The sequence below is a fragment of the Paenibacillus sp. JT22N1 genome (genome assembly GCF_059692155.1).
In genome coordinates, this window is record NZ_JCAUAW010000005.1 from 102437 (window position 1) to 129273 (window position 26837).

The window sequence follows — 26837 nt, forward strand, 5'->3', positions numbered from 1 at the left end:
CGGCGGCTGCAAAAAAAGGCTAGTTGATAAGGATCAAAACAGCTCAGGAGGTGTTTTATGCTTTTCGCGGTTTTGGCGCGCAAGGCGTATGCGAGGAATTTGCAGTATCGCGGTTCGCATCTGCTGCACAATGCAGTGAGTGCGGTGTTTGGCTTCATTTATGCTAGCATCTGGACCGGTTTGGGGAGCGACTCGTCACTCGGCGAATACGGTGCGAAAGGGATTGTAGGTTATATTGCTTTTAACCAAGCGATCCTTTGGATTACGCAGTTCACGACGAATGGACTCGGGCTCGAGCAATCGGTGCGCACCGGGCAAATTGCGGTTGATCTCATGCGGCCGGTACACTTATTCTATCAGGCGATGAGCCGGGAATGGGGCCAGGTATATTATCAGTTTCTTTATAAATTTATCCCGATTTATGCCCTCTACTACTTCATTTTCTCCTTACAGATTCCACATCACGCTTCGGTTTATGGCTGGACAGCGATTGCGCTCGTCTTAGCGGCATATATCTCCATTTGCACAAATTACTTGATAGGTGTTGCAGCCTTGTGGACCACGGAATCTCGTTGGTTTTACTGGGTTAATTATTCCTTTAGTACACTGCTCTCTGGTTTTTTCATTCCTCTAGAATGGTTGCCAGGTTGGCTCCGCACGATTAGCTTTTACACTCCATATCCTTATTTACTCTATTACCCAACTCGTATCTACATGCAGCTTGAACAAGGAACTGTTGTGCTCGGCGCTCTTGCTTGGGGCATCGGGTTAACTTGTGTCTGTCTGGCGGTTACGCAGGGGGTACGCAGAAAGCTGGAGGTGCAGGGCGGATGATGTCAGTGAGGCTCTATATGCTGCTGATCAAGGCGAGCTTACGAAGCCGAATGCAGTATAAGTTTAATTTCTTTTTTTCGACGGTGATGGCTTCCTTTGTACATACCTCAGAATTTCTGATGGTGGCGTTGGTGATGATGCGTTTTGGTAATATCAAAGGTTGGACGCTGTATGAGGTTTGCTATCTCTACGGGGTTATGATGGTATCCAAGGCGATTTATCGCACATTGGCTTCCGATGTGCATCATTTAGAGAAATATCTCGTTTCAGGTGACTTAGATGCACTTCTCACAAGACCTGTTCCGGTGCTGCTTGCGCTGATGACACAAAACTCACGCCTCTTATTTGCCGAAGTAGGGCAAGGTATCATTTTACTTTTCATTGCTATGAATGCCTTAATGGCTACTGGACAAATTGGATGGTCCGCCATACCTTTAACGGTGTTAATTATCATAACGGGTGCCATTATTTTATTCGCCATCGGTCTCGCAACTGCGGCTGCCGGCTTCTGGCTGACCCGGATCGAATCCTTGCAAAATATGACCGAAGATGCTTCTCAAACCGCGGCGCGCTATCCGCTTTCTTTGTATCCAAAGTGGCTGCAGGGTGCTCTGTTGGTACTCGTTCCGGTAGGCTTCGTCAATTACATACCTACCTTATATTTGCTAAGACATCAAGGCGGCATAGGTATGCTGCTAGGAACCATAGCTGTTTCAATTGCTGCGCTCTGGCTAGCTATGCGTTTCTGGAAGCTAGGCTTATCTCGCTATCAAAGCACGGGAAGTTAATTGGATGGCCTTATACAAGGAGGGATCACATAAACATGATAACCGTAACGAATTTACGCAAAACTTTTCAAACTCCGATAGTCAAAGATGGCAAGTTCTCAGGTATTCGAACGTTGTTCTCACGAGCCTATAAAGAGAAGGAAGCGGTACGCGATGTAAGCTTCGAGATTGAATCTGGCGAGTTCGTCGGGTATATTGGACCTAATGGAGCAGGAAAATCTACGACGATCAAAATGCTCACCGGCATTCTACACCCAACCTCCGGCGAAGTGCTGATTCACGGCTATAGTCCTCAGAAGCATCGAAGACGAGTCGTAAAGCAGCTTGGCGTTGTATTCGGACAGCGCAGTCAGCTGTGGTGGGATCTGCCGGTTAAGGATTCCTATGAAATTCTAACGGCGATGTATCGGGTGGAGGAAAGCACCGCTCGCCGCAGATTAGGCGAACTGACTGAGCTTCTTGAACTGAAGGAGCTGATGGACACGCCTGTCCGGAAGTTGTCCCTTGGGCAGCGGATGAGGGCCGATTTGGCGGCTTCGATGCTGCATGATCCGGATATTTTGTTTCTGGATGAGCCGACCATCGGGTTGGATGTTGTCGCCAAGCGGAACATTCGCGGCTTTCTTCAGACTTTAAATCGAGATTTCGGTAAGACGATTCTGCTGACAACGCATGATATGGATGATATCGAGCAATTGTGTAAACGAGTGATCGTCATTAATCATGGGCAAATTGGCTATGACGGGTCGATCGATGAGCTGCGGGATCGCATTGGCTTACCGACGATGATGAAGGTCACTTATCGAGGTGATATTCAAGTCCCAACTAGCTGGGAGCTTCCATTTCGCGTGGTGGAGCAAGAAGCGAATAGTCTCACGATCGCTTGCAACCGCCAGGAGCTGAAAGCGATGGAAGTGCTGCGTATCGTCAGCAGCTGGGGCGATATGGACGATGTACATATGGAAGAGCCTGAGTTTGAAGAGGTGATCCACGGGGTATATAAATAGATAGAAGTGGAGTGAGACCGTATGCCTATAGAGAACGAAGAACGGGAGAGGGAAACGCAGCGCGTTGCCTCTGTACGTTCCAATATACAGCAGCGAATTGAAGAGCTGCGCCAAACGGTGGATGAGCGCCGATCTGAAGCGACAGCGATTGGCCGCAGCTTCTGGGATGATATCTCGGTGAATGCGGATAATGCTGATGATTTGATTGAGACGGCAGCGAGTATGGCCCAGCAGGAGCATGTACTGCAGGGCCAAGAACGCAGCTATCGTTTGGCGCAGGATGCGCTGCGTAAGCTGCAGCGTGTCGTCGATGCGCCGTATTTCAGCCGCATTGATTTCAAGGAGCGCGGGGAGCAGGAGCGTGAGAAGATTTACATCGGATTGACATCTTTTATAGATGCCAAGACGGATGAAATTCTTATCTACGACTGGCGTGCACCCATAGCCAGCCTGTTCTATGACTATCCGCCGGGTCCTGCGACATATCGGACACCGGAGATGGATGTCAGCGGTGAGCTGATGCTCAAGCGCCAGTACATCATCAAAGCCGGCGTGCTGCAGGATGTGTTCGATACGGGGATCTCCATCGGTGACGAGATGCTTCAGCAGATGCTGAGCCGCAGCGCCGACGAGAAGATGCACAGTATCGTCACGACGATCCAGCGCGAGCAGAACAAGATCATCCGCGATGATCGGCACAAGGTGCTCGTCGTGCAGGGGGCGGCAGGCAGCGGCAAAACCTCCGTCGCGCTGCAGCGCATCGCGTATTTGCTCTACAAATATCGGACGACGCTGAGCGCCGACAATATGATTTTGTTCTCGCCGAACTCACTGTTCAGCGACTACGTCTCTCACGTACTGCCGGAGCTAGGCGAAGCTACCATGCAGCAGACAACATTCCAAGATTATTTAACACATAAATTAAGCGACACGGGTCTTACGCTGGAGGATCCCTACGATCAATTGGAGTTCATCCTTACGGGGACGGATCAAGATCCCGCCTACGCAGCGCGGCTGCAAAGCATTCATTACAAAACGTCTGCTGCTTTTCTCAGCGTCATTGAGGCCTACGGAGAGAAACTGAAAAATGGCGGAATTCGTTTTCTCGATTTATCCGTAGGTAAGAAAGTATTGATTACTGCGGATGAGCTTAGCGAGCGATTTTACAGCAAGTCCTCCATTCTTGCGCTAGGTGAACGGATGGAACAATTATCGGAGTGGATGCTGGAGAAGTTGGATGAGTTTCAAGCGGATGTACAGATGAGGTTTTATCGTAAAATGGTGCGGGAGCCGAAATATTTGGGCACCGAGCCAGAGATGAAAAAGATGAGCAAGGTCAAAGCGCATAAAGCGATTGCTCCTCTTAAAGAGAAGGCGCGAAAGCTCGCTTATGTGGACGTGCTCGGAATGTACCAAGATCTTTATACGAATAGTGAACTACATCAAGAGCTTATGCACCATTCGGAACAGCGTCTACCCGCAGCTTGGGAAACAATCAGCTCGTTCACGGCTGATGCGCTCTCTGGTGGAATGCTGCATTACGAAGATGCGACACCTCTTGTATATTTGAAGGGCCTTGTTGAGGGTCAACTGCGCGTAGGTACCATCCGTTATTGTCTTGTGGATGAGGCGCAGGATTACTCGCCGTTTCACTATGCGTACTTGAAGAAGCTGTTCCCACGTGCTCGGTTCACCCTGCTTGGGGACTGGAATCAAGGGATCTTCACGCACGCGAACGCGAGCAGCAGTACGGATGGCGAGGGGCAAACGAGCGAGTACAGCTCCATAAGCGAGCTGATGAAGGAAGACGAGACGGAGACAATCCGCCTCGTCAAGAGCTACCGCTCGACGCGCGAAATCGTCGATTTCGCTAGTCGCGTGCTGCCGGGCGGCGAGCCGATCGAGCCGTTCAGCCGCAGCGGCGAGGCGCCGCGTGTTCTGCGCGCGGCGGACGAGACCGAACTCAGCCGCCTCGTGGCTGAGGCGGCCAAGGCCAGACGCGACGGCGGCGCAAGCTCCGTCGCGATCATTTGCAAGACCGAGCGCGAGACGCGGGGCGCGCACGCCAGCCTGAAGCCGCTGCTGCCGGGACTCGCGCGGATCACCAAAGAGACGCTGCACTATGAGGCAGGCGTCATGATCCTGCCGGCGTACCTCGCCAAAGGGCTCGAGTTCGACGCCGTTATTCTCTACGATGCCGGGGCGGCTGTCTACGCGGAAGCGAAGGAACGCAAGCTGTTTTACACTGCTTGTACCCGTGCGCTTCATCACCTAGACGTATTCTATCTAGGTGAATTGACACCTTTTCTCCTGAATAAATAGACATACGTCCATACCTATCTGCCCTGCCCGACATAGGATATATCGAGTAACAACAAAGAAAAGGTTCTTGCAGGCAGAAGGGAGGAACCACCATGTCAGGCGTTGGATATTCTAGCACAGCTGTCGTATTGGTACTGTACATTCTGTTGGTCATCATTCTTGCAACATTCTAATATACAAATAGGATGCACAAAGCCGCCCTCCGATTGATCGGAGGGCGGCTTTCTTGTTGTCAACTTTTTGAATTTCCCCAAGTCTCGCTGAATATCAAATTATTCAGGCTTCTGCGTTTTTCCCAATTGGCTGTCTCTAAAATGGGCTTCTCTGGATAATTTTCTGTGAACCCAATAGATAGCAATGCTACTGGATCAATATGAGGAGGTATCCCTAGGATATCTCGTACATCATTTTTCTTATAAAAGCTTACCCAGCCCATAGCTAATCCCTCTGCACATGCCGCTAACCACATGTTTTGAATCGCACAAGCAACGGACATGATATCTGTTTCTGGTATAGAATTTCTTCCTAGCACATGAGAACCGCCGCGTGTTGGGTCACAAGTTACGCAAATCGTGAGAGGGGCCTGCTTGATCCCTTCGATCTTGAGATTTAGAAATTCGTCTTGACGTGTATCTTCATAATGAATGGCCAAAGCCCGTCTCTCTTTATCTGCCGCCCAAGCCAAACGCTCTTTCACTTTATCTGTAGAAATTATTATAAAATTCCAGGGCTGCATAAATCCAACTGAAGGACCATGATGCGCTGCATTTAGCAATTTCATTATCGTTTCTTCCGGGATAGGATCCGATAAAAATGTTCGTACATCCCGTCTTGTATAAATGCTCTTGTACAAGCCTTCCTTTTCTTCTTCCGTAAACATTCCTTTCACCTCACCCCTTCATTAAGCTCCCATACAATGTAATTATTCATTAAATTTACACCCTCTCTTCTCTTTTTGCAATCGATTGAAGACCTAATTTCGACAGGCGTCTAAATCTAATTTGTCGCACCGTATAAATCCACATGAATAGGAAATCTTAACTTATAAAAAGTTTCCACCTAATACCAATGCGGGAGATTAGCTTATGTCTGGAACCAAGAAAATTACCGCGCTTCAATTATATTTTATCTTAATTCTATCCATTAGCATTACGAACCATGTCTTATTAATTCCGGTACTGCTGCATGTTGGTAAGCGTGATTCCTGGTTCGGCGCAGCGGTCTCCCTGATTCCTTTGCTTATATGGGTATGTCTGCTATATATCGTTGTTAAACGTACGAAACAGCAGTATATGATGGAGTGGATCAAACGGAAATTTGGGAAAGTGGCTGTTTTTCCATTCAAGATAGGTCTCATTGCCATTTGTTTTGTAAATGCAATAATAACTATAAAAGATATGGTGACATGGACACATGTGACCTATTTACCTCGGACACCGCCTTTCATGATCAGTCTTCTGTTTATAGTCTTTTGCTTCTTCGCAGCGAGATCCGGGTTGCGAGCGATTGCGATCACCGCAGGTATTCTACTGCCGGTTGTCGTTTTTCTTGGGTATTTTGTAATGGGAGCTAACTTCCAATATAAAGACTACAGCCTGCTTACACCTTTATTTACACACGGTTATGGACCTACACTTACATCCATCATGCTTACTTGCGGCGCCTCCTTCGAACTGCTAGTTATCGTATTCCTCCAGCATCATGCCGATACGCGCATCCGGCTGTCGGCTTTATTGATTCTTGCGGCATGTGTGATCGGACTTACCATAGGACCGTTAACGGGCTCCATTGCCATATTTGGCCCCTTTGAAGCCGCGGATTTAAGATATCCAGCTTTTGAACAGTGGCGTATGGTGACCTTGGGGAAATATATTTCCCATTTGGATTTCTTGTCTATTTTCCAATGGATATCAGGGGCTTGTGTCCGGACGTCGATGCTAATGTTTCTTAGTGTGGATCTAATTGGTATTCAAAAGAAGCGCACACGGACTCTAATGCTGATAGGGATCAGCCTGTTGTTCCTAGCGGCGAGCTTGTACCCAGTTACAGACAACCAGATGGTGTATCTGATTCAAAATCGATATTATCCCATTATGTTTGGAATAGGCTTAAGCTTGCTTCTTGTCTTGCTTGTGATGTCTATCCTGCCGGGGAAACGAAAGGAGAAGAATGCCTAATGCATGAGCAGGATTTACGGGATTGGTTTGCGTTGTCTGATGATGTCATCGTGAAATCTTACCGATTATCGGAAGCTCATCCGAAGGGGCGAGTGTTACTCATGTACTGTGAGGGTATGACCAATATGGATCATATCGAGAATCTCGTACTGCCTAAGCTTGAAGGTTTATTCAAAAATGAACTTGATGTTAGCGGGTCTAAGCTAGATGTGAATACAATGCTTCAATTGATTGAAATTACGGGTCCTAATGCCATGGAGTCAATGACAGTTTCATTGTATGCAGGATCGCTGATCTTATTTTTCGAAGAGACGCAATTGCTGTATGCACTGGATATTTCTGCGCCTCCCAATCGCTCACCAGAGGAATCAAGTACAGAGACTTCCATCAAAGGTCCAAGAGATGCCTTTACAGAAAGCATCGTTACGAATATCGCGCTCGTTCGCAAACGCTTGCTGACGCGCAGTTTTTGTGTTGAAAAAATGCAAATTGGAACGAGAAGTAACACCTCGGTAGCTCTCCTCTATATAGACGATGTAATAAATGCTAATATCCTCCAGGAAGCAAAGCAGCGGCTTCAAGCTATTAACGTTGATGCCCTGATTAGCAGCTCGCAATTAGAAGGTGAGATGTCTGGGCGCAAATACCCATTCTTTCCTCTATTGGATTATGCGGGAAGACCCGATTATATAGCGGATTGCTTGCTGCGCGGACGATTCGCGGTCATCGTGGACGGTTCCCCCATGGTTGTTATTGCGCCGGCGAATTTGATGTATATATTGAAATCCCCTGAAGATGTGCATGCCCCCTACTATTATGTCGCGTTCGAACGTATTTTGCGTATAGGCGGGTTGATCGTTTCAGCCTTATTGCCTGGTTTTTGGATTTCACTATCCGCCTTTAATCTGGACCAAATCCCGTATCCGTTAGTAGCTACTATCGCTACATCCAGGTTGGGTTTACCCTTGTCAGGTCCGATGGATTTTATTATCATGCTGCTGCTGTTCGAAATGTTTCGTGAAGCGGGAGCGCGGCTGCCCAAGGTGGTAGGTCAAACGGTCACTGTCGTTGGCGGGCTTATTGTTGGGGACGCCGCGATACGTTCGGGAATTACGAGCCCTACAACATTAGTGGTGACCTCCATTTCGACGATATCGATGTACACCCTAGTGAATCAATCGCTAGCGGGAACGATTACCGTGCTGCGGATCATAATTTTAATCATATCCACAATTTTCGGTATTTACGGGTTTATGGTATCCCTCATGGGGCTCGTTTTATATTTGTCAACATTAGAATCATTCGGAGTGCCTTACTTATCGCCCTTGTCGCCACCTCAGTTCAGGGATATTATCTCTTCCGTATTGGCCAAGCCGTGGAACAAAATGAAGCGAAGACCGAAGGCATTACATACGAAGGATGACACACGCCAAGGCGGGGAGTCCTCATGATAACGAAAGGGTTAGGACGACTGGTCTTCGGAATGCTGCTTCTGGTAAGTCAGACAGGCTGTTGGGATATAAAGACGATCCAAGATACGAATTACATTACTGCGATAGGCTTCGATTATCAAAAAGGGCGCTATGTCGTATACTGCCAAATGTTAGACTTCTCTAGCGTGGCTAAACAGGAGGGCGGTAAAGGAGGGGCTTCCATGATTTGGGTTGGACAAGAGGAAGGGGACACGGTTGATGATGCTTACACCCGTTTGTACAAAACAACACAGCAGCGAGTCTTTTGGGGGCATGTAGGAGCTTATGTTTTTACAAGAGAGGCACTTAAGCAAGGTGTAGGTAATTTTACTGATAGTTCCGTACGTTATGGTGAAACGAGGTATACCCAATGGGTTTATAGTACGGATGAGCCTATAGAGACGATTTTTTCGGTCATCCCTTTTTTTAATGTCTCCCCTCTGTCTTCTATTCTTATGCAGCCTGTAGAAAATTACCTTCAACGTTCTTATATTCGACCGCTCAAATTGTATAGGGTTGCTGCCCTAACCAGAGAGCCTGGGAACACGGTGATGATGCCCACCTTGGCCATTCGTAAGGACGTGTGGGTGAAAAATGAAAAACCAGATCCTAAATTAGAAGTAAGCGGTGTTTATGCAATTGCTAAAAAAAATCATGTGGAATGGCTGTCAGAGGATGAATTCAAAGGTGCGCGTTGGTTAGAAAAAAGCACCGTCCGTACACCTTTAGTCGTTTATATAAATGGGAAAGCTGGACTATCTGTTTCTATTCAGAAGCCTGAAGCCCGCATTACATCTCGAATGGAAGGAGATCAACCTTTATTCGATATTCATATCGAAGCCAAGGCAATCGTTGCCGAATTGCTGGAGAACGTTGATGAAGATACGCTGAAAAAACAGGTTGTCAAACAAATCGCAGAGGAAATCGAACAAACGTTTAAGCAGGGAAGAAGCCGTGATACGGATGTCTATCAGCTAGAACATGTATTATATAAACAAGCTTTTCCTGAGTGGTCTAAGCTTACAACTAACGGAGAGAAACCGCTGGAAAATTATCAATTAGGCGATATAAAAGTAGATATCCAGCTAACCCACTCCGGGATGCTTATGATGAGAGAAAAAGAGCAGCAATACTAGTTATTGACCCATATTTGAAGCCTTCATCTCCGCAGATATTGCGGTTTTGCAGGCTTTTTTTAATAAAGTTTTAAGAATTGTTTTAGGCACGGTTAATAGGTGATTTAGAGGCAGTTAATGCAGAGGGGATAAGATGAATACATGGAAGCGAGGAACGCATCCAAATTAGATAAAGCGTATAAATACGCGGAGGAAATAAGATATGAATAAGAAGTTAGCGATGATGGGATTAGGCGTTGCGGTAGGCAGCATGATGCTAGTGACCTCGGTATATGCAGGTGTGGGAGACGCTCCCGGGTATGAGACATTCAAATCAGCATTCAAAAAGACAGCAGCAGTGGAGAATGTGACTCGTCAGGTGAATGTGTCCCTACAGGACAATGGAGCTTCATTACTCAATGTGAAATCAACGATTAAGAGCACAGGTGTCGATCACGCCGGCAGCGCTGTAGTTACAGTGAAAAGTGGAACGGATGAGCAAACCATTCACATCTACAGCCAAGATGGGAAGCGGATTGTAAAAACCGAGGATTCCGAGGTGTATAAAGTGCTGGAAGGTGAAGGCATGCCGGCCAAGTTCAAAGGACATGATCAAGCAAACCATACACCTGGCCCACAAGTGATTAGCGAAGTGGAAAATGTGGTCGATGCATTGGTTGGTAACCTGAAGAACTATGTAACCATGAGTGAAGCACCTGGTAACGTGAAGGACATTCATTTCAAACTGTCCGGTAGTCAGATTTCACCTGTTGTGAACACAATTGGCTCTCTGGTTATTAAACACGGCACTGTTGAGAACAGTCACCGTCCTCTACCGGCTAAAGCGGATACCCTTGGTGTAGATGTAACAACACTCAAAAACAGTCTGCCTCAGCTTGTAACAGACATCAAAATGGATGAAGTCGAAGTGAATGCTAGCGTGGATGCGGATAACCACATTACGAATCAAACGGCACAAATTCATATTTCCGGTAAGGACGCTCAGGGTGCAGCGCATGATGTGGTCTTGAGTGTTGATGTGACACTATCTAGCCTGAACTCGACAACGTCGGATACGATTGATTTGAACGGAAAACAAGTAGAAAATGTGAAGTTTGATGAGAATTCCCACAAAAACTGGGGAGAGAAGCATTAATAGAAAGACGAGAGGAGGATTCAACGATCGTTGACCTCCTCATTCATCCTGAAAGGCGGCCCGTTCATGAAGCCAGTAGTAGAAATTAAGAACCTCACGAAAACTTACAAAAATTTGCGCGGCATCCATCAAGTGAATATGACCGTGCAGCAAGGCGATATCTATGGTTTCTTCGGACCCAATGGCGCTGGTAAAACATCGGTCATGAAGATCATGACTGGTTTAACCAGAGCGCAGCAAGGCGAAGTAAAGCTGTTCGGCCATGATGTGTCTACGCATTATGAGCAGGCAATGGCGAAGGTTGGCGTGCTGATTGAAACTGCTGAAGCTTATACCTATATGAGCGGGAAGCGGAATCTGGAGCTAGCGGCGCGCTTTTATCCTGGGATCGGCAAGCAGCGAGTGGATGAAGTACTAGAGATCGTTGGACTCACCCCTTTTCAGCACGAAAAGGTTGCGGGCTACTCACTAGGCATGAAGCAGCGGCTCGGACTAGCGGCAGCCATGCTGTCGAAGCCTGAATTGCTTATTCTCGATGAGCCTACCAATGGGCTCGATATTGAAGGGATGGTTCATATTCGGGAAATCATCATGCACTTAGCGCGTGAAGAGCGAATTACCTTCCTCATCTCCAGCCATCTCATTCATGAAATGGAGCTGATGTGCAATCGCATGGGCATCATTCATCAAGGACGGCTTGTTCGCGAGGGACTCGTATCCGAATTATCCAAAGGCAGCGCGACGCTGGAAGAAGCGTACTTGCGCGAAATCAATGAAGTCAGGAGGCTCGCTGCCCATGCATAGCTTAACAGCCAACGTCTGGAACGAAACAATCAAACTCGCATCGAAGAAGAAAACCATTTTCTTCCTAGCTGTTACGCTGCTTCTTCCGGTTATTGCAGGCTTATTGCTTGCACGCTTTCAAAGCGGCATCGGCATCGGAACCATTGCATCGGGTGATTTCCCTATCGTCATGCTCGGTTTGTTTACGAGTATATTCTTGCCTTTGTTCGTGTTCATGGGAGCCGCGGATGTATTCGCTGGTGAGATGGGTGAACGCACGCTGAAGAATACGCTCACTCGGCCCATCACTCGGTTTAAGGTCTTTGCATCCAAGCAAATTGCGCTGGGCGTGTATATTGCACTTTATTTAATTGCAGGTTTGCTGGCTTCGATCGTGTCTGCCTTATTTTTTCAAGACTTTGGAGGCGTAAGTACAGTACTTACTTGGTTCCTCGCCTATGGTTCGGCATTCATTCCTCTGCTTGTGCTTAGTATTGCAGCCGTACTTCTCGCGCAGTTCTTCTCCAGCAGCAGCTCCGCATTGACCGTTAGCATTCTTCTTTATTTGGCATTTAAAGTAGCTGCATTTTTCATTCCGCAAATTGCAACCTACTCGCCAACAGCTTACACAGATTGGCATATGCTCTGGATTGGCAGCTCGATGGCCATCGGTAAGATGAGCAGCATCTTTATGTTTTTGATGGCGTGTAGTATATTGTTTTTTACAGCAGGATTTTATTTGTTTGATAAAAAGGAGATTTGATCCGGATGTCGATTCGTTTACGGCTGGTACTTTCCTATATAGCCATGCTGCTTGTACCACTAGTGCTCTCCGTACTAGCCGTGATCTTAATCAGCGTCGCAACGTTTGGGAATCTGAAGTCCGTCTTTCAGGTTGATTTCTCCCAAGGCAATCCGATCAAGCGTGTTGTTGATCAAGAGCTTGAAAATGTCGCTTATATGAAAGCGAAGACGGATACGGAACCGGATGCTTTTCTGGATCCCGCATTCGTGAAGGATCTAGAGGCCAAATTCCATAAAATTAATATGGGCATCATCATCCGGAAGGATAAAGAGATTACGTACGTTTCACCGTATATTAAACAGGGTGAGGCTGAGGATACCTCCAAGCTGCCTTCATTTGGCACATCCTCCGGTCAATTTCAGCGTAATCAAGGTTCACTGTGGATAACTAGGCAGCAGGATTTTTTATTTTCGGATAATAGTAAAGGCTCTGTGTTCGTTTTTCTGGACGGTGGTCCCTTTCAAAAGTATCTTCACCAATTTTCCAAATCCGTCATTGTTACGTTTATTCTCATTCTCGTATTGACGAATGGTGTACTGACTTACTTCGTTTCTCGCAGTATTATTAGGCCTCTAAGAGCACTCAAACGTGCGGCGGAGGAGATCAAGGAAGGCAATCTCGACTTTGAGATTGTACCGCATTCCGATGATGAAATTGGTGAGCTTAGCACGGCATTTGAAGAAATGCGTCGTAAGCTCAAGAAGTCCGTGGAGGTTCAGCTTCAATATGAAGAGAACCGTAAGGAGCTTATTTCGAATATTTCCCACGATCTCAAGACGCCGGTTACGGCAATTAAAGGATATGTTGAGGGGATTATGGACGGTGTATCGAACTCCCCAGACAAGCTGGATCGGTACATTCGAACAATCTATAACAAAGCAGCTGATATGGATCGGCTCATTGATGAATTATTTCTGTTCTCCAAGCTGGATTTGGGCAAAGTGCCATTTCAATTCGAGAAGGTTGATCTCGGTCAATACGTGTTGGATTGCGCGCAGGAATTACAGTTCGATATGGAGAAAAAAGGGGTTCAGTTCGCGCTCACCGAGCTGCCGAAATCACCGCTGTATGTGACAGCAGACCGTGACAAGCTCAGACGTGTCCTGCTCAATATTATCGAAAATGCGATAAAATATAGTGAAGAGGGCCAATGTCACATTACCTTAACGTTGAGAGAGATAGACGGCAATGCCGTCATTCAAATAAAAGATAGAGGTCAAGGCATATCGGAGGAATCGCTTCCTCATATTTTTGATCGGTTTTACCGGGCAGATCCTTCACGTAACACAGCTACCGGAGGAAGCGGGCTTGGACTGGCGATAGCCAAACAAATTATGGAAGAGCACGGCGGGAGAATCAGCGCATCGAGCATCATTGGACGGGGAACGACCGTCTACATGGCATTGCCGCTTAGTCAGCAGGGGGAGAGCGAAGGATGAGTCGAATCTTAATTATTGAAGACGAGCAAAGTATTGCGGAGCTGGAGCGGGATTATTTGGAGATCAGCGGCTATGAAGTCGATATCGAAAATAGCGGGGACAAGGGGCTCCAGCGAGCCCTTTCCACGGATTATGATCTCATCATTCTCGACCTGATGCTGCCGAAGGTGGATGGCTTCGAAATCTGCCGGCGGATTCGCAGTGAGAAGGACATTCCCATCGTGATGGTTTCCGCTAAAAAGGAAGACATCGATAAAATTCGCGGTCTCGGCCTCGGCGCTGACGATTACATGATCAAGCCCTTCAGCCCCAGCGAGCTGGTGGCCAGAGTGAAAGCCCATTTAGCACGCTACGAACGGCTGATGGGACGGCGCGAAACGCGGAATGATGAAGTCCGCATCCGCGGTTTGATGATTGATAAAACAGCGCGCCGTGTTTTTGTAAACGAAAAAGAAGTCGTCTTCACGACGAAAGAATTCGATCTGCTCACCCATCTCGCGATGAACCCGAATCGGGTGTACAGCAAAGAGCAGCTTTTTGACCTCCTATGGGGGATGGACGCCATGGGGGAAATCGCGACAGTGACAGTACATATTCGCAAGCTGCGCGAGAAAATCGAGCAAGATCCGTCCAACCCGCAATACATCGAGACGATCTGGGGAGCGGGATATCGGTTTCGGATATGACGGGAAGGCCTGGGAAGAGTGTATGACTCTTCTTGGGCTTTTTGTTTTGTATGTGCTTCGCCGGCGAGGGCTCGGAAACGGACTTCTCAGGCTCTATATTCCGGCTAGGTCAAGGTGTCGCCTTGGTATAAGCGCGTTTTCGGAGCCTATTTCGGAGGATGCCAGCCGAAAGCGCGTTTTTAGAGCCAATATGATGATTTTGTAATTAACAAATGGTCATTTACTCCAATGAAATGTTAAGATATTGTAAAGGTAATTTACACAGAGGAGAAAACTTACAATGATGCTGTCCGTGGATGTAAACATTTTAATGAGATTAGGGATTTCCGCTATTTTCGGTTTAATTATTGGTCTGGAACGGGAAATCAGGAATAAACCGCTGGGTCTGAAAACTTCTTTAGTCATTTGCTTGAGCAGTTGTTTGTTGACGATAGTTTCAATCGAATCAGCAAATAAATATGCGGTTATGGGACTTCATGTCATGGATCCCATGCGGCTTGCTGCGCAAGTAGTCAGCGGGATTGGTTTCCTCGGGGCCGGGGTGATTCTTCGCAAGCATAATGATGTCATAGTCGGTTTAACGACGGCTGCAATGATCTGGGGAGCGGCTGGACTTGGTATCGCGGTAGGGGCAGGTTTCTTTGTAGAAGCCTTTTTTGGACTCGTATTAATCATGGTTAGCGTCGTTCTCTTGCCTTATTTTATTAAGAAAATGGGTCCAAGACCGCTTATTATGAAAGACCTGCGCGTGAGGCTCGTCGTCTCCCATGACGGCAACTTAACTACGATTATCAAAGCGATCATTGCCAAAGGTTACAAGATGAAAAGCGTACACATCAAAGAGCTGAACAAGGAGCAGCAAGAGCTTCATTTCATCGTGTATATTGATAGGAAATATGCTTCGGAAGTGTATGATGAGTTGAAAAGTATGGATTATATTGAGATTGCGGAAGTTGAGACTTTGTAGGGGACGAAAGAAGAATAGGATCGGATTGTGCTTTGACGCAATCCGGTCCTTTTTATAATAAGATCGTTGTACCTTATGAAGCTGCGAATCTTGCACCGAGTTAAGCTAATGTATTGGATAGGGAGCAGAAGTCTATACAACTTGAAGTGAAAAATCATGTTACAATATTGATCAAGAAATCATAACGGATAGATGAAAAGGGGCGCTGGCATGGAGGATGTTCATCTGCATTTAAAAAATCTCGGCTTCACGGACCTTGAAGCCAAGTGCCTGCATGTGCTCGCCGAAAGCGGCACGCGGACGGGCTACGAAATCGCCAAGCAGCTTGGCGTTTCGCGCTCGAATGTCTACTCCGCGCTGCAGAAGCTCGCGGAGAAGGGAGCCGTGCTCACTAGTCATGGTGAGCCCACGCATTACCAGAGCGTGCCGATCGAGGAGATCGGCGAGCGGATAGAAGCGGAGCTGCAAGCCTCGATCCGCTACGTGAAAGCGCATATGCCGAAGCAGGATGCGCACCGCTCTGAGTACTTTAGCTTGGAGGGAGACGCTAAGGTCATCGAACGTATACGAACTGAGCTGAAAAAGGCGAAGGAAGAGGCGCTCTGTGACCTATGGTCGGAGGAAGCGAAGCTGCTGAAGGATGAACTTCGGCTAGTGCCAACGCAAGGCGTGCGCTTGCTGGTTTCGACGATTGGCGAAGTGGAGCTGCCAAATGGGGTTCATCTGTTCCCACACGGACGCGAGGAGGGTGTGCAGGGACGCAATGGGCGGAAGTTTACGCTGCTGATTGACCGTAAGCTGGCGATTATTGGTACGCGAGGCGGTGTTGAGCCGACTTTGGCGATGTTGACAGAGCATCCGGCGATGGTGGAGCTGCTGCTGAACAATTTTTTCCGTGATGTGGTGATCCACGAGTTGCTGCAGGATATGGGCACGAAGCTGGAGGATAAATACGGCAAGAACTTCAAGAAAATTATCCAGAAGTACACAGAGGCCAAAGAGAAGGATATCATGCCAGCGGGTGTAGGAAAGTCCCTGGAGGGCAAGTTTAATGAAGGAAAGTCTCCCGAAGGAAAGAGGAAGAAGAAGAAATGATGCAGCGTGATGGGGAACACCTGAATACAGAAGAGCAAGAGAGCATTCTACTCGCGGCGGAAGCACTCGTTAAAGAGAAACTCGAGCGCGATAGCAGCGGCCACGACTGGTGGCACATCTATCGCGTCGTACAGACGACGAAGCGCATTGCCGCACAGGAGGGCGCCGACGGCTTCGTCTGCGAGCTTGCGGCGCTGCTTCACGACGTCGTCGATGAGAAGCTGAATGCCGATCCAGCCGCTGCGCAGCGCGAGCTGGAGGCGTGGCTCGCTACCAGCGGCACGCCAGCGGAGCAAGTGCAGCACGTGCTGGAGATCATCAGCACGATGTCATTCAAGGGCGGCGCGCGTCCACCTATGCGCACGCTGGAAGGCCAGGTCGTGCAGGATGCCGACCGGCTGGATGCGATAGGCGCGGTAGGCATCTCGCGCGTATTTGCATATTCGGGCTGGAAAGGCCGCCCGATTCACGATCCTACCGTCATGGCACGTGAGCATATGACGGAGGCAGAGTATCGCGCTGGGAAAGATACCGCGATTAATCACTTCTACGAGAAGCTCCTGAAATTGAAGGAGCTTATGAACACAGCCTACGCCCGGCAGATGGCAGAGGAGCGGCATCGCTTTATGGAGCAGTACCTCCAGCAGTTTTATGCGGAGTGGGAAGGCGAGCGATAGCAAATGAAAAAGAGCCAATGATGGCTCTTTTTTTGGTGAGATAGGCAGATCTATTCACTTCTGCAGCTAGAAATGTTGTAGAGCATACAACATTCTCTTGAAATTTAGGGTTCCAAATGAAAACTGTTGTACGCTGTACAACAATTTGTTCTAATTTGTTTCAAAAATGCCCGATTTGGAATTAAACTATTTAGTAGACACACCGTAATGGAAGACCTGTATACTGAAAATATAAATTAGGTCGAGGTGTGGCATGGGAGAAACGAGAGAAAAACGCAAACATTACACGCAAGAGTTCCGACGGAAAACAATCGAGCATTTGGAACAAACGCACAAGTCGTTGACCCAGTTATCTAGGGAACTGGATATCGGGGTGACGACCCTAAGTAACTGGAAACAAACGTATGGTGCTAATAACAAGGACAACAGCACTCAGCCATTGGTGGATTACGAGCGGATGAAAAAGCTCGAACAACAAAACCGTGAACTACAAGAGGAAAATGAAATTTTAAAAAAGGCGATGCACTTCTTCACCAAAGACCGGGACTAATTTATCCGTTTGTTTACAAACACCGCTCAAAGTACCGGATCGAGAAGTTGTGCAGCGTTATGGGTATATCACGCAGCGGTTATTACAAGTGGACTCACAAGAAACCAAGTAAAAGTGATAAGCGCATAATAAAACTTAAAGAGCGGATTCGTCACCACTTCTACGGATACAAGAAGCGGTATGGCAGTCCCAAGGTCGCAGCCAAGCTACGTGAAGACGGTTGGAAAGTGGCTACCAAAACCGTAGCACAGCTTATGAAAGAGCTGGGTCTGGTTTCGTGTACCGTTAAGAAATATAAAGCCACAACAAACTCCAAGCATAGCCTGCCGGTCTATGATAATGTGTTAAACCGCGGGTTCAAGGTAGACAAACCACACAAAGCGTGGGTGTCCGATATCACGTATATAGCTACATCAGAAGGTTGGGTGTACCTTGCAACGCAAATGGATTTATTCTCCCGCAAGATCGTGGGATGGGCCATGGGAGAACGGATTACAAAGGAACTTGTGCTAGCTGCACTTGACGATGCTCACAAGCGTGAGCAACCCTGTGGGGGCGTCATTCACCACTCCGACCGTGGCTCCCAGTATGCGTCGAATGAATATAGAGCACAGATCGATCATTACAAGATGGTGGGAAGCATGAGTCGTAAAGGTAACTGTTACGACAATGCTTGCATTGAATCGTTTCACAGCATTCTAAAAAAAGAACTTGTATATCAGACTAAATTTCGCACCCGAAAACAGGCCTATGAAGCCATCCATGGATATATTGAGATCGACTATAACCGGATTCGTATCCATTCTACATTAGGCTACAAATCCCCGTACAGGTTCGAAAAAAACTACTACGAGCAACTCAAGGTTTCATAAAGTTGTGTCTACTATCTTGACAGAAGTTCAATTTGAAGGGAATTGCTGCACTTTATACAACAATGGAGTGGATATCCTCGTCTTCAGGGGCAAATTGTTGTATAAAGTGCAACTTCGCTTCGCTTTCGGTTATTAAGGTTTGATTTGGCCATCACTCAAAAGAAGGCTTCGTCAACGGACAATTCGGCAGCCCCAGAATCTCCACATTATAAGCAGCCAGCTTACGCAGGAAATAGCAGGTTTCCGGCAAGTGATGCTCCAGAAACCGCAGTGTCAGCCGACTAAGCAGCTCGGTTTCTTGGTACTCCCGAATGACACCCTCGACAACGTGGTAGAAACCGATGACGGTTTCGGCCACCTGACGCGCAAATTTTTGCTGGATAGGGAAATTTGGCGCTGTAAAGCGAAGAAATCCGCGGATTTGCGTGTTTTTGACAATATGTGCGCTGAATTGTTGACCGTAGAGCTGTGCGGTTTTGGTTAGCTCCATCTCCGTTGGATCCAAATAATTGCCCAGAAGAAAGGCGTGACCGAGTTGATCCTCGAGCCACATTTCCATCAGGGTTACAAGCTGAAGGGGTTCATAGGGAACTCCATTCATCCAATAGTGTAAAATCCGTATATATTCACCATTCTCCAAAAGGGTCCCATTGAAATACGCGGGTATTAAGGAGATAACAATTTTATTTTCAATGCGCAGATGCTGCAAAAATCCCTCGAATTGATAATAGCCGTGAACAACGGGGTAAATATCTTTAGAGAGCTGAATCATCGTTGCCGAGGAGACCGGCAGTGCGGGGTCTGTTTTCAAGATACGGTTCCGCAGTTCTGTAAAAGCACCGATGTAACGCTTGGCTATCGCAATCCATTGCACCTCTTCATTTGCTAGCGCCTCATCCACAAAGATGGCATGATCCTGTAAAATTTCGACCCAGAATAAATGCTCCTGCCACGGTGTTATTGTCCCACTTAGGCTCATGGATAAGTTCCTCCTATACTTAAAGCTTCACGCCAAGCCCTGATTTATTACGCTTCAACGAAGTGTATTCAACTAAAAATGGTTCGAGAACGGTTTTCGTCGCATTTTGTGATAAAATAGAAAGAATGATTTATTAACTTCGAGCAGAAAGAGATGTTATGACAATGAAAAGAGAAGCAAAGTATATAGCGACGGTTTCCTTAGGGGTTATGGGAGCAGGTTTTCTGGCTACGCTGCCCACAGCGGTATCTTCAACCATATGGGGAACCTTTTTGCAGGGTGGTTTTGAGGCCGGAGTTGTAGGCGGCTTGGCTGACTGGTTTGCGGTTAGTGCACTGTTCCGTCACCCTCTTGGCATTCCGATTCCGCATACAGCCCTATTGCCAAAAAATCGTGAGAAGATTACGAAAGCGCTTGTCTCGACGGTTGAAAATGAACTGCTTTCCAAAGAAACCATTCGTGTCCGCTTACAGCAAATTCGTTTCTTAGAACGTGGACTTGAGCTGGCGGAGAGCCATCTGGACAATGTGGCGCTTCACAAAGGTCTTTCGACACTTGCCAAACAGGCTCTAAACGCGATTGATCTGGACAAATTGACGCCGCTTTTGGCGGAGGAAATTCATAAAGCACTCCAAGACGTGGATACGAGTCGACTCGTTAGTACGATTGTGGATAGCATTGTTGATGGCGGATATGACGGTAAAACGTTTGATTTTGTTATCGATAAAGTGGAAGCATGGGCCGTTAAGGCGGATACGCGCGATCAGTTGGGCGCTATGGCGCTCAAAGCGTTCGAGGGTTTGCAGTCGAATGGCTTCATGGCATTTGCCGTTAATGCGTTCATCGGTATGGTGAATGAAGAGAAGATCGGGGGCATTATCCAGAACTTCGTTCTTTCCTACATCGAGCAAATGCGAACGAAGAATCATCCGCGCAGGGAAGCGGTTCTTACTTTTATTCGGAATGAACTGAACAAGCTTGAGCGGAATCCAAAGCTTCTGGCTGAGCTTGAAGGTTTGAAAGCGAAGCTGCCGGGCCTATTTGATCTCGATGAGAAATTATCGGGGCTGTTAGAGCGGTTGAAGGCGAAGGCAGAGGATTTCGTGGATCAGCCCGATTTTGTGCCTCAGCATGTGGTTCCGGTGGTTCGTAAAATGCTGGTTTCAGTGAAAGAAAACGAGGATATGCTGCAGCGCGGCGAGAGCTGGATTCAAGAGCAAATCGCTGCTTATTTGGAGCAAAATCACAGCAAAATCGGTCTACTCGTCAAAGAAAATCTGGATAAGCTGACGAACGAAAAGCTAACCCAGTTGATGGAAGATAAGCTCGGCAATGATTTGCAGTGGATTCGTGTCAACGGTGCGATATGTGGATTTATTATCGGACTTGGCTTGGCAGGGTTAAAAATGTTGTTTTAGGTGAAAAAGACGGGACATGCCCGAGTGGAGGTAGGCATTTTGATCGAGATTAAGGGAGTCAGTAAGACGTTTGTTCAGCGATTAGGCGGCAGCTATCAGGCGCTGGATAATATCACTTTAACGATTGAAAAAGGGGAGTTCGTCTCTCTGCTGGGCCCGTCCGGATGCGGGAAATCGACCGTGCTGAATTTGGTCGCAGGCTTCGATACGCAGAGTGAAGGCCTTATTCAGGTGAATGGGAAAAAGGTGACCGGCGCTGGAGCGGACCGTGTTGTCGTGTTCCAGGAGCATGGTCTATTCCCATGGTTGACGGTGCTGGACAATGTGGCCTTCGGTCTCAAGCAGAAGGGTATAGGTAAAAAAGAGCGCTACGAGTTGGCGATGGAACAGATCAAAGCTGTGCATCTCAGCCGTTTTACGGATCGTTATCCGCATGAGCTTTCGGGCGGGATGAAGCAGCGGGCCGCAATCGCCCGGGCGCTTGCCATGGACCCAGAGATTTTGCTGATGGACGAGCCGTTCGCCGCTTTGGACGAGCAAACGCGCCTTATTTTGCATAAAGAACTGGAAGAAATCTGGATGCGTACGCGCAAAACGATCCTCTTCATTACCCATAACATTCGTGAAGCCGTGATCCTCTCGGATCGTGTATTCGTAATGTCCACGCGTCCCGGAACGATTAAGAAAGAGTTCGCCGTGAAAGCGGCGAGACCTCGGGATAGCGCAGACACCGTCCTCCATCATGTGGAGAATTCGATCATGGACGCGCTGGCAGACGAGCTGGAGAAAGTGGTAAGGGAGGAGACTGGCGATGAGTACAGCATCAAGAAGAACGATTTTTCTGGTACTGCTTCTGATAGCTTGGGAGGCGGGATTTAGAATATTCGGATGGGGATGGAAGTTCCCTTCGCCCACCCAAACCTTGCAAGCTTTCTATGATGGATTGGTGCATGGCGAACTGCTCCAAGCGACATTTGCGAGTATGGCGAGGTTGTTGATTTCCTTTGCTTTGTCTTTGCTAATAGGTACAACACTTGGTTTCTTATTCGCACGCTACAAAATGCTGGATGATACACTTGGATTTCTGGTGGTTTCTTTGCAGACCATTCCGAGTATTGCTTGGCTGCCTTTTGCTATTATTTGGTTCGGTCTTAACGAATCTTCGGTTATTTTCATTACGACACTTGGAGCAACCTGGACGATGGCATTGGCCAGCCGCACAGGGATCAAAAACATCCCCCCGATTTATTTGCGCGCCGCGCAGACGATGGGGACGGGCAATGGGTTTAATTTATTCGTACAAGTTATGATTCCTGCCGCTTTCCCGCATCTGATCAATGGTGTTCGTACGGCTTGGGCTTTCGCATGGCGCGCGCTTGTTGCCGGTGAGCTTATTGCCAAAGGGGCTGGGCTAGGCCAGCTATTGCAGGACGGAAGAAATCTGGGCGATACCTCACTAATGCTGTGTATTGTCATTATTATCGCGGTACTGGGCACGGTATCTGATCACTTCTGCTTCAAGAAACTCGAAGATAAAGTGCTAGAGCGATACGGCCTCGCTGGCTCGAAGTCTTGAGTAGGGGGCGGATCAGATGAGAAAACATGCATGGGTGCTGATGCTGCTTCTGGTCGTGGTTGCGATGGTGAGTGCTTGTGGTGAGAAGTTGACTCCTACAGGCAAAGCTCAAGTAGTACGAGTCGGCGTATTCAAAAATGTCACACATGCTGCAGCCTACATCGCGCTGGAAAATGGCTATTTCGCCCGGGAATGGGGCAGCGAAGTGAAGATCGAAGTCACAGCCTTCGATAACGGCTCTGACCTATCTATCGCTATGGCGACAGGGGATATCGATATCGGATTCGTTGGTCCTGGACCTGCGACAACCTTCTTTTTGAAAAGTGGGAATTACCGTGTCGTCTCCGGTTCGAATAATGGTGGCGCTGTGCTTGTTGCCCGGAATGGCTCAGGAATTAATAGTGTTAAAGATTTAGTAGATAAAACGGTCGCGATCCCGTCCAAAGGAAACACGAACGAAATCTCGTTGCGCATGCTTCTGCAGCAAGAAGGTGTAAGCTTGGGCAGAAGTGCTGAGAGTGCGCACCTCATCGTACGCTCCCCGTCGGATGCGCTGATCTCCTTCCGCCAGAAGGAGATCGATGCTGCGCTCGTCCCCGAGCCATGGGGCACACAGATTGAAAAGGCCGGACTTGGCAAAGTCGTCGTAGACTGGAAGGCGATCCCGCCGAACAACGGCGATTATCCGACGGTCATCATGGTCGCGAGCGACAAGTTCATTGCGCGGCACCGCGACATGGTGAAGGGCGCAATCAAGGCGAATAGGGATGGCATCGCGTTCATCCAGAACAGTCCGGAGCAAGCCTATGATCTCATCAACAACCAGCTGAAACAATACAGCGGGAAAGGGATGGACAAAGGCTTGATCAAAGCCTCGCTGAGCCGTTTGAAACTCACCACCGACGTTGACGTCAAGGTGATGGAGGAGATGGCGAAGGTGTCCATCGATGCTCGCTATATTAAGGGCATTAACAAAGAGGAGCTCGACCTTAGTAAATTCGTTGATCTGTCGATGCTCGAAGAAGTAAAGAACGGGAAGTAAGGGAAGTGAAGAAGAGAGCTTGTTAGCGTTCTTATTGGATGCAAGCTGGCTTTCTTCACTGCTTTGCAATTGCATTCATGAAAGCGCTTATAAAAATATTGTAAAGGATATTGTCAAATGGAAAAGTTGGCCTTATACTAAAAACCAGAACCACAAAACGATTATGTGGAAGCGTTACCAGAAAGGCTATTTATACTTGCAGTAAAATGGGATAGGAAGAAATTCGCAATATGGAACCGATACCAGAAAGTGCGAATGAAAATTGGAAAGGTGGTTAAACCATGCAAACGAATCTCCCCGCAGCTAAGGTTGGCGGTGCGACGAAGAAAAGAAATACGGAATTGTGGAAAAGAATTATACAGCATAAGTATATGTATCTGATGCTGCTTCCCTGTATTTTGTTCTTTATCATTTTTTCGTACATTCCAATGGGTGGCTTGCTGCTGGCTTTCAAGGAATATCAGTTCAATAAAGGGATTCTATTTAGCCCATGGGTCGGACTGAGATACTTCAAGACATTCTTCGCCAGCTATGAGAGCGGAAAGTTGATCGCTAACACACTGATTATTAGCTCCATGAAGTTATTTCTCGGACTGCCGTTCCCGATCATACTCGCGCTGATATTTAACGAGGTTAAAAGTAAGCGCTTTCGGGGTGTGACCCAAAGCATTGCTTATTTGCCCCATTTCTTGTCCTGGGTTATCGTCGTCGGAGTTATCCAAAGAGTGCTGGCTCCGGACACAGGCTTGCTAAACGAGGTCATTAAAGCGTTTGGCGGTGGAGGCGATACGTTTTTCTTGATGGAGCAAAGCTATTTCTACCCGATCATGTTTGGCAGCCATATTTGGAAGACGATCGGTTGGGACTCGATCATCTACTTAGCGGCAATCGCGGGCATCAATCCCGAATTGTACGAGGCCGGGAGAATTGACGGTGCAAGTAAATGGCGTGAAATTTGGAACATAACACTGCCAGGCATCAGGCCTACCATCATGATTTTGTTTATTTTATCGCTTGGCAGCATCTTATCTGCCGGATACGATCAGCTGTATTTGCTTAGAACACCAGGCAACATGGACCTTTCAGAAATTCTGGACACCTACGTGATTAGCGTGGGCTTGCAGAGCGGACAGTATGGTTACGCAACGGCTGTCGGTATGCTGCAGGGTGTGATTGGACTTATCTTGGTTGTTGCTGCTAATCGCATTGCCCGCCGTTTATCCGAAACATCTGTATGGTAGCGCTACCAGTAATGAAATAATCTCGTTGAAAGGCGCCTACTTCGGCGATTTTCATATAAAAATGATGTGAAATGGGGAGTGCACATGAGCAAGAAATGGATGAAATGGTCTGTATTTTCGTTAGCCTCAGTCATGCTGCTCGTCGGCTGTCAAAACAATGGTGATCAGGCAGCTCCGAAGGAAAGTGAGCAAACAAACGCTCCAAATACGGCCGGAAAGCCGGCGACATGGATCGCCGATCGTACGATTAAGGGCCGACTGTTCATCGACAGCGACGACGTTTCTAAGGACATCAATCCCGAAATCGCCAAAAAGCTAAAGGAAATGACAGGTATTACATTGGAGCTTGAAGGGGTCACAGCAGACCATGCGATTGATGCGTTAACTGCGGGACTTGCGTCTAACGATTTACCAGATTTTGTCGTCTATTACTTGAACAACAGCGGCCGGAAGGAAATGTCTGTCATCCTAAAGGGAGCACGTGAAGGCATGTTTACAGACCTAACTCCATTGATCAAAAACACAAAAATTTACAGTAAGTATTTGCAGGACAAATACTTGCCTTTAGATACGCAGTACGGCGTTATGTTCCGCCCGGAATTCAAAGGATCGACGTATTTCATGCATATGAACATCCCGAGAGAAGGCGGGTATCAGGAAACCAAGTATGTAGGCGGACCTTTTATCCGCAAAGACATCGTAGACGCGCTTGGTGTCGATCCGAAATCGATCAAAACGTCGGATCAGCTTTATGAGCTGGCTAAGAAAATTAAAGCGGGCAGCTTCAAGGACAAGAACGGCAAAGACGTATACCCGATCGGACCGCGATACTGGGGCGGGAAAGAAGTTGGCGGTCTTTACAATGATCTAGTCTGGGGAGCCGATGAGCAGCGGATCCATCAGACGAAAGACGGCAAAATTGTTCATGAAAGCCAAACGGAATATCCAATGAAACGTATCGCCTATGTGCAAAAGCTGTTAAGCGAAAAATTGATGGTTCCGGAGTTTTACACGATGGAGGAAAATCGCGCGACGGAGGGTATCTTAAACGGTTCCTATGCGATAATCGCCGACATGCATAACTACCTGGATTTCAATAAAGACGCGCACTATGTTCCACTCGGACCTATGAATACTGTGGATGGTCCATACCAAATGCAGCTCGATTACAAAACTGGCTATATGGCTTGGTCGATTCCGAAAACGACGAAGAATCCACAAGACATTGTTAAATTTTCCGACTTCCTTGCAAGCCGCGAAGGCAAGCTGCTGTGGCAGTATGGTATCGAAGGAAGAGACTACACGCTGGATGCCAAAGGCAATCCGATTGTGAAGAAAGAAGTGCTTGAACTCAGGGATAAAGATCCGAAAGCGGCTAAGGCACTAGGTTTTGATGGCGTTGGCAACTCTTGGGGCAGCTACCTTGGAAGCACTGACGTGAACCGCAACGCCGATTTTAATGAAATGCAGTATGGAGACGCCGCTTCGCCGGAAGCGAATGCAGGACCGCTCAAGATTCTCGAGATGTGGGGATATGATGAAAAACGCAAAAATGCCAAACTGAACGATGGCTATCAACCTCTTGCCTTCATGGGAGAATTCGAGCAAGAAACGCAGTTAAAAGATGCGCTCAAGAAATATGACGACAGCATGGTTCGCGCATTTTATGCCAAGAATCTGGATGATGCGAAGAAAATCATAGATTCAGCTACGGCGCAGCTTAAGGCAGCAGGGTTGGATAAATATGAAGAACTGTTGGCGAAGAAAAATGCGGATCCGAAAACCAAAGTTATTTTGAACTAGTGCAGCAAAGGGATCAGATGTTGATCCGCCGTA

Annotated in this window: 23 protein-coding genes and 1 pseudogene; 22 read left to right on the plus strand and 2 right to left on the minus strand. The window is 47.6% G+C overall.

The window, feature by feature from the left end:
• Nucleotides 1–57: 57 nt before the first annotated feature.
• From AC58UU_RS11595 to helD, 4 genes are read left to right on the plus strand one after another with little or no spacing between them, the layout of a single operon-like run.
• A complete protein-coding gene (locus tag AC58UU_RS11595) occupies nucleotides 58–834 on the plus strand; it encodes an ABC transporter permease (RefSeq protein WP_497315726.1) in 777 nt (258 codons plus the stop codon).
• The gene (locus AC58UU_RS11600; protein ID WP_497315728.1) at nucleotides 831–1622 is read left to right on the plus strand and encodes an ABC transporter permease; all 792 of its coding nucleotides are present in this window, start codon (nucleotides 831–833) and stop codon (nucleotides 1620–1622) included. Before AC58UU_RS11595 ends, AC58UU_RS11600 begins: the two co-directional genes overlap by 4 nt.
• Before the next feature lie 35 nt (nucleotides 1623–1657).
• Nucleotides 1658–2629, plus strand: coding sequence for an ABC transporter ATP-binding protein (locus AC58UU_RS11605; RefSeq protein ID WP_171689675.1), 972 nt, complete (start codon nucleotides 1658–1660; stop codon nucleotides 2627–2629).
• 21 nt (nucleotides 2630–2650) lie between these two features.
• Nucleotides 2651–4951 carry an RNA polymerase recycling motor HelD gene (helD, locus tag AC58UU_RS11610; RefSeq protein ID WP_497315730.1) on the plus strand — a complete coding sequence of 767 codons (2301 nt, stop codon included), beginning with the start codon at nucleotides 2651–2653 and terminating at the stop codon, nucleotides 4949–4951.
• A gap of 232 nt (nucleotides 4952–5183) precedes the next feature.
• On the opposite strand, the gene bluB is transcribed toward helD, so the two are convergent.
• Nucleotides 5184–5831, minus strand: a complete 648-nt coding sequence (gene bluB, locus AC58UU_RS11615; protein ID WP_497315732.1) for a 5,6-dimethylbenzimidazole synthase — start codon at nucleotides 5829–5831, stop codon at nucleotides 5184–5186.
• 205 nt (nucleotides 5832–6036) lie between these two features.
• Here bluB and AC58UU_RS11620 point away from each other — a divergent pair, with 205 nt between their 5' ends.
• The 12 genes and pseudogenes from AC58UU_RS11620 to AC58UU_RS11675 all read left to right on the plus strand — a co-directional run bounded on the left by AC58UU_RS11620 (nucleotide 6037) and on the right by AC58UU_RS11675 (nucleotide 18745).
• Nucleotides 6037–7128, plus strand: a complete 1092-nt coding sequence (locus AC58UU_RS11620; protein ID WP_497315734.1) for an endospore germination permease — start codon at nucleotides 6037–6039, stop codon at nucleotides 7126–7128.
• Nucleotides 7128–8579: a spore germination protein gene (locus AC58UU_RS11625; protein ID WP_497315736.1), complete on the plus strand. Its 1452-nt coding sequence runs from the start codon at nucleotides 7128–7130 to the stop codon at nucleotides 8577–8579. The genes AC58UU_RS11620 and AC58UU_RS11625 overlap by 1 nt, the downstream gene beginning before the upstream one ends.
• Nucleotides 8576–9736 (plus strand): Ger(x)C family spore germination protein, encoded by a 1161-nt coding sequence (locus AC58UU_RS11630; protein WP_497315738.1) that lies wholly within the window; start codon nucleotides 8576–8578, stop codon nucleotides 9734–9736. Before AC58UU_RS11625 ends, AC58UU_RS11630 begins: the two co-directional genes overlap by 4 nt.
• A 202-nt stretch (nucleotides 9737–9938) precedes the next feature.
• The gene (locus AC58UU_RS11635; protein WP_497315740.1) at nucleotides 9939–10871 is read left to right on the plus strand and encodes a hypothetical protein; all 933 of its coding nucleotides are present in this window, start codon (nucleotides 9939–9941) and stop codon (nucleotides 10869–10871) included.
• Between the two features lie 66 nt (nucleotides 10872–10937).
• The gene (locus AC58UU_RS11640) at nucleotides 10938–11675 is read left to right on the plus strand and encodes an ABC transporter ATP-binding protein (protein ID WP_171648124.1); all 738 of its coding nucleotides are present in this window, start codon (nucleotides 10938–10940) and stop codon (nucleotides 11673–11675) included.
• Entirely contained in the window at nucleotides 11668–12417 is a 750-nt protein-coding gene (locus tag AC58UU_RS11645) for a DUF2705 family protein (RefSeq protein WP_497315741.1), read from the plus strand. Before AC58UU_RS11640 ends, AC58UU_RS11645 begins: the two co-directional genes overlap by 8 nt.
• Before the next feature lie 5 nt (nucleotides 12418–12422).
• The gene (locus AC58UU_RS11650; protein ID WP_497315742.1) at nucleotides 12423–13898 is read left to right on the plus strand and encodes a sensor histidine kinase; all 1476 of its coding nucleotides are present in this window, start codon (nucleotides 12423–12425) and stop codon (nucleotides 13896–13898) included.
• Nucleotides 13895–14584 carry a response regulator transcription factor gene (locus AC58UU_RS11655; RefSeq protein ID WP_047687167.1) on the plus strand — a complete coding sequence of 230 codons (690 nt, stop codon included), beginning with the start codon at nucleotides 13895–13897 and terminating at the stop codon, nucleotides 14582–14584. Before AC58UU_RS11650 ends, AC58UU_RS11655 begins: the two co-directional genes overlap by 4 nt.
• Nucleotides 14585–14867: 283 nt before the next feature.
• Nucleotides 14868–15551, plus strand: a complete 684-nt coding sequence (locus tag AC58UU_RS11660; protein WP_497316229.1) for an MgtC/SapB family protein — start codon at nucleotides 14868–14870, stop codon at nucleotides 15549–15551.
• Nucleotides 15552–15743: 192 nt separating this feature from the next.
• Nucleotides 15744–16646, plus strand: coding sequence for a TrmB family transcriptional regulator (locus AC58UU_RS11665; protein ID WP_497315745.1), 903 nt, complete (start codon nucleotides 15744–15746; stop codon nucleotides 16644–16646).
• Nucleotides 16643–17323, plus strand: a complete 681-nt coding sequence (locus AC58UU_RS11670) for an HD domain-containing protein (RefSeq protein ID WP_497315746.1) — start codon at nucleotides 16643–16645, stop codon at nucleotides 17321–17323. Before AC58UU_RS11665 ends, AC58UU_RS11670 begins: the two co-directional genes overlap by 4 nt.
• Nucleotides 17324–17576: 253 nt before the next feature.
• A pseudogene (locus tag AC58UU_RS11675) lies at nucleotides 17577–18745 on the plus strand (IS3 family transposase).
• A gap of 151 nt (nucleotides 18746–18896) precedes the next feature.
• On the opposite strand, the gene AC58UU_RS11680 reads toward AC58UU_RS11675, so the two are convergent.
• Nucleotides 18897–19724, minus strand: coding sequence for a DUF2935 domain-containing protein (locus tag AC58UU_RS11680; protein WP_497315748.1), 828 nt, complete (start codon nucleotides 19722–19724; stop codon nucleotides 18897–18899).
• Between the two features lie 158 nt (nucleotides 19725–19882).
• Between AC58UU_RS11680 and AC58UU_RS11685 the strand changes: the two genes are divergently transcribed.
• The 6 genes from AC58UU_RS11685 (at nucleotide 19883) to AC58UU_RS11710 (ending at nucleotide 26804) form a co-directional block, all read left to right on the plus strand.
• A complete protein-coding gene (locus tag AC58UU_RS11685; RefSeq protein WP_497315750.1) occupies nucleotides 19883–21142 on the plus strand; it encodes a DUF445 domain-containing protein in 1260 nt (419 codons plus the stop codon).
• 39 nt (nucleotides 21143–21181) lie between these two features.
• Nucleotides 21182–22021, plus strand: coding sequence for an ABC transporter ATP-binding protein (locus AC58UU_RS11690; protein WP_497315752.1), 840 nt, complete (start codon nucleotides 21182–21184; stop codon nucleotides 22019–22021).
• Complete coding sequence (locus AC58UU_RS11695; RefSeq protein ID WP_497315754.1) at nucleotides 21954–22718, plus strand: ABC transporter permease; 765 nt, start codon at nucleotides 21954–21956, stop codon at nucleotides 22716–22718. The genes AC58UU_RS11690 and AC58UU_RS11695 overlap by 68 nt, the downstream gene beginning before the upstream one ends.
• 16 nt (nucleotides 22719–22734) lie before the next feature.
• Nucleotides 22735–23760: an ABC transporter substrate-binding protein gene (locus AC58UU_RS11700; protein ID WP_497315756.1), complete on the plus strand. Its 1026-nt coding sequence runs from the start codon at nucleotides 22735–22737 to the stop codon at nucleotides 23758–23760.
• A 281-nt stretch (nucleotides 23761–24041) separates the two neighbouring features.
• Nucleotides 24042–25001, plus strand: a complete 960-nt coding sequence (locus tag AC58UU_RS11705; RefSeq protein WP_497315758.1) for an ABC transporter permease — start codon at nucleotides 24042–24044, stop codon at nucleotides 24999–25001.
• 84 nt (nucleotides 25002–25085) lie between these two features.
• Complete coding sequence (locus tag AC58UU_RS11710) at nucleotides 25086–26804, plus strand: extracellular solute-binding protein (RefSeq protein ID WP_497315760.1); 1719 nt, start codon at nucleotides 25086–25088, stop codon at nucleotides 26802–26804.
• The last annotated feature ends 33 nt before the right edge of the window (nucleotides 26805–26837 follow it).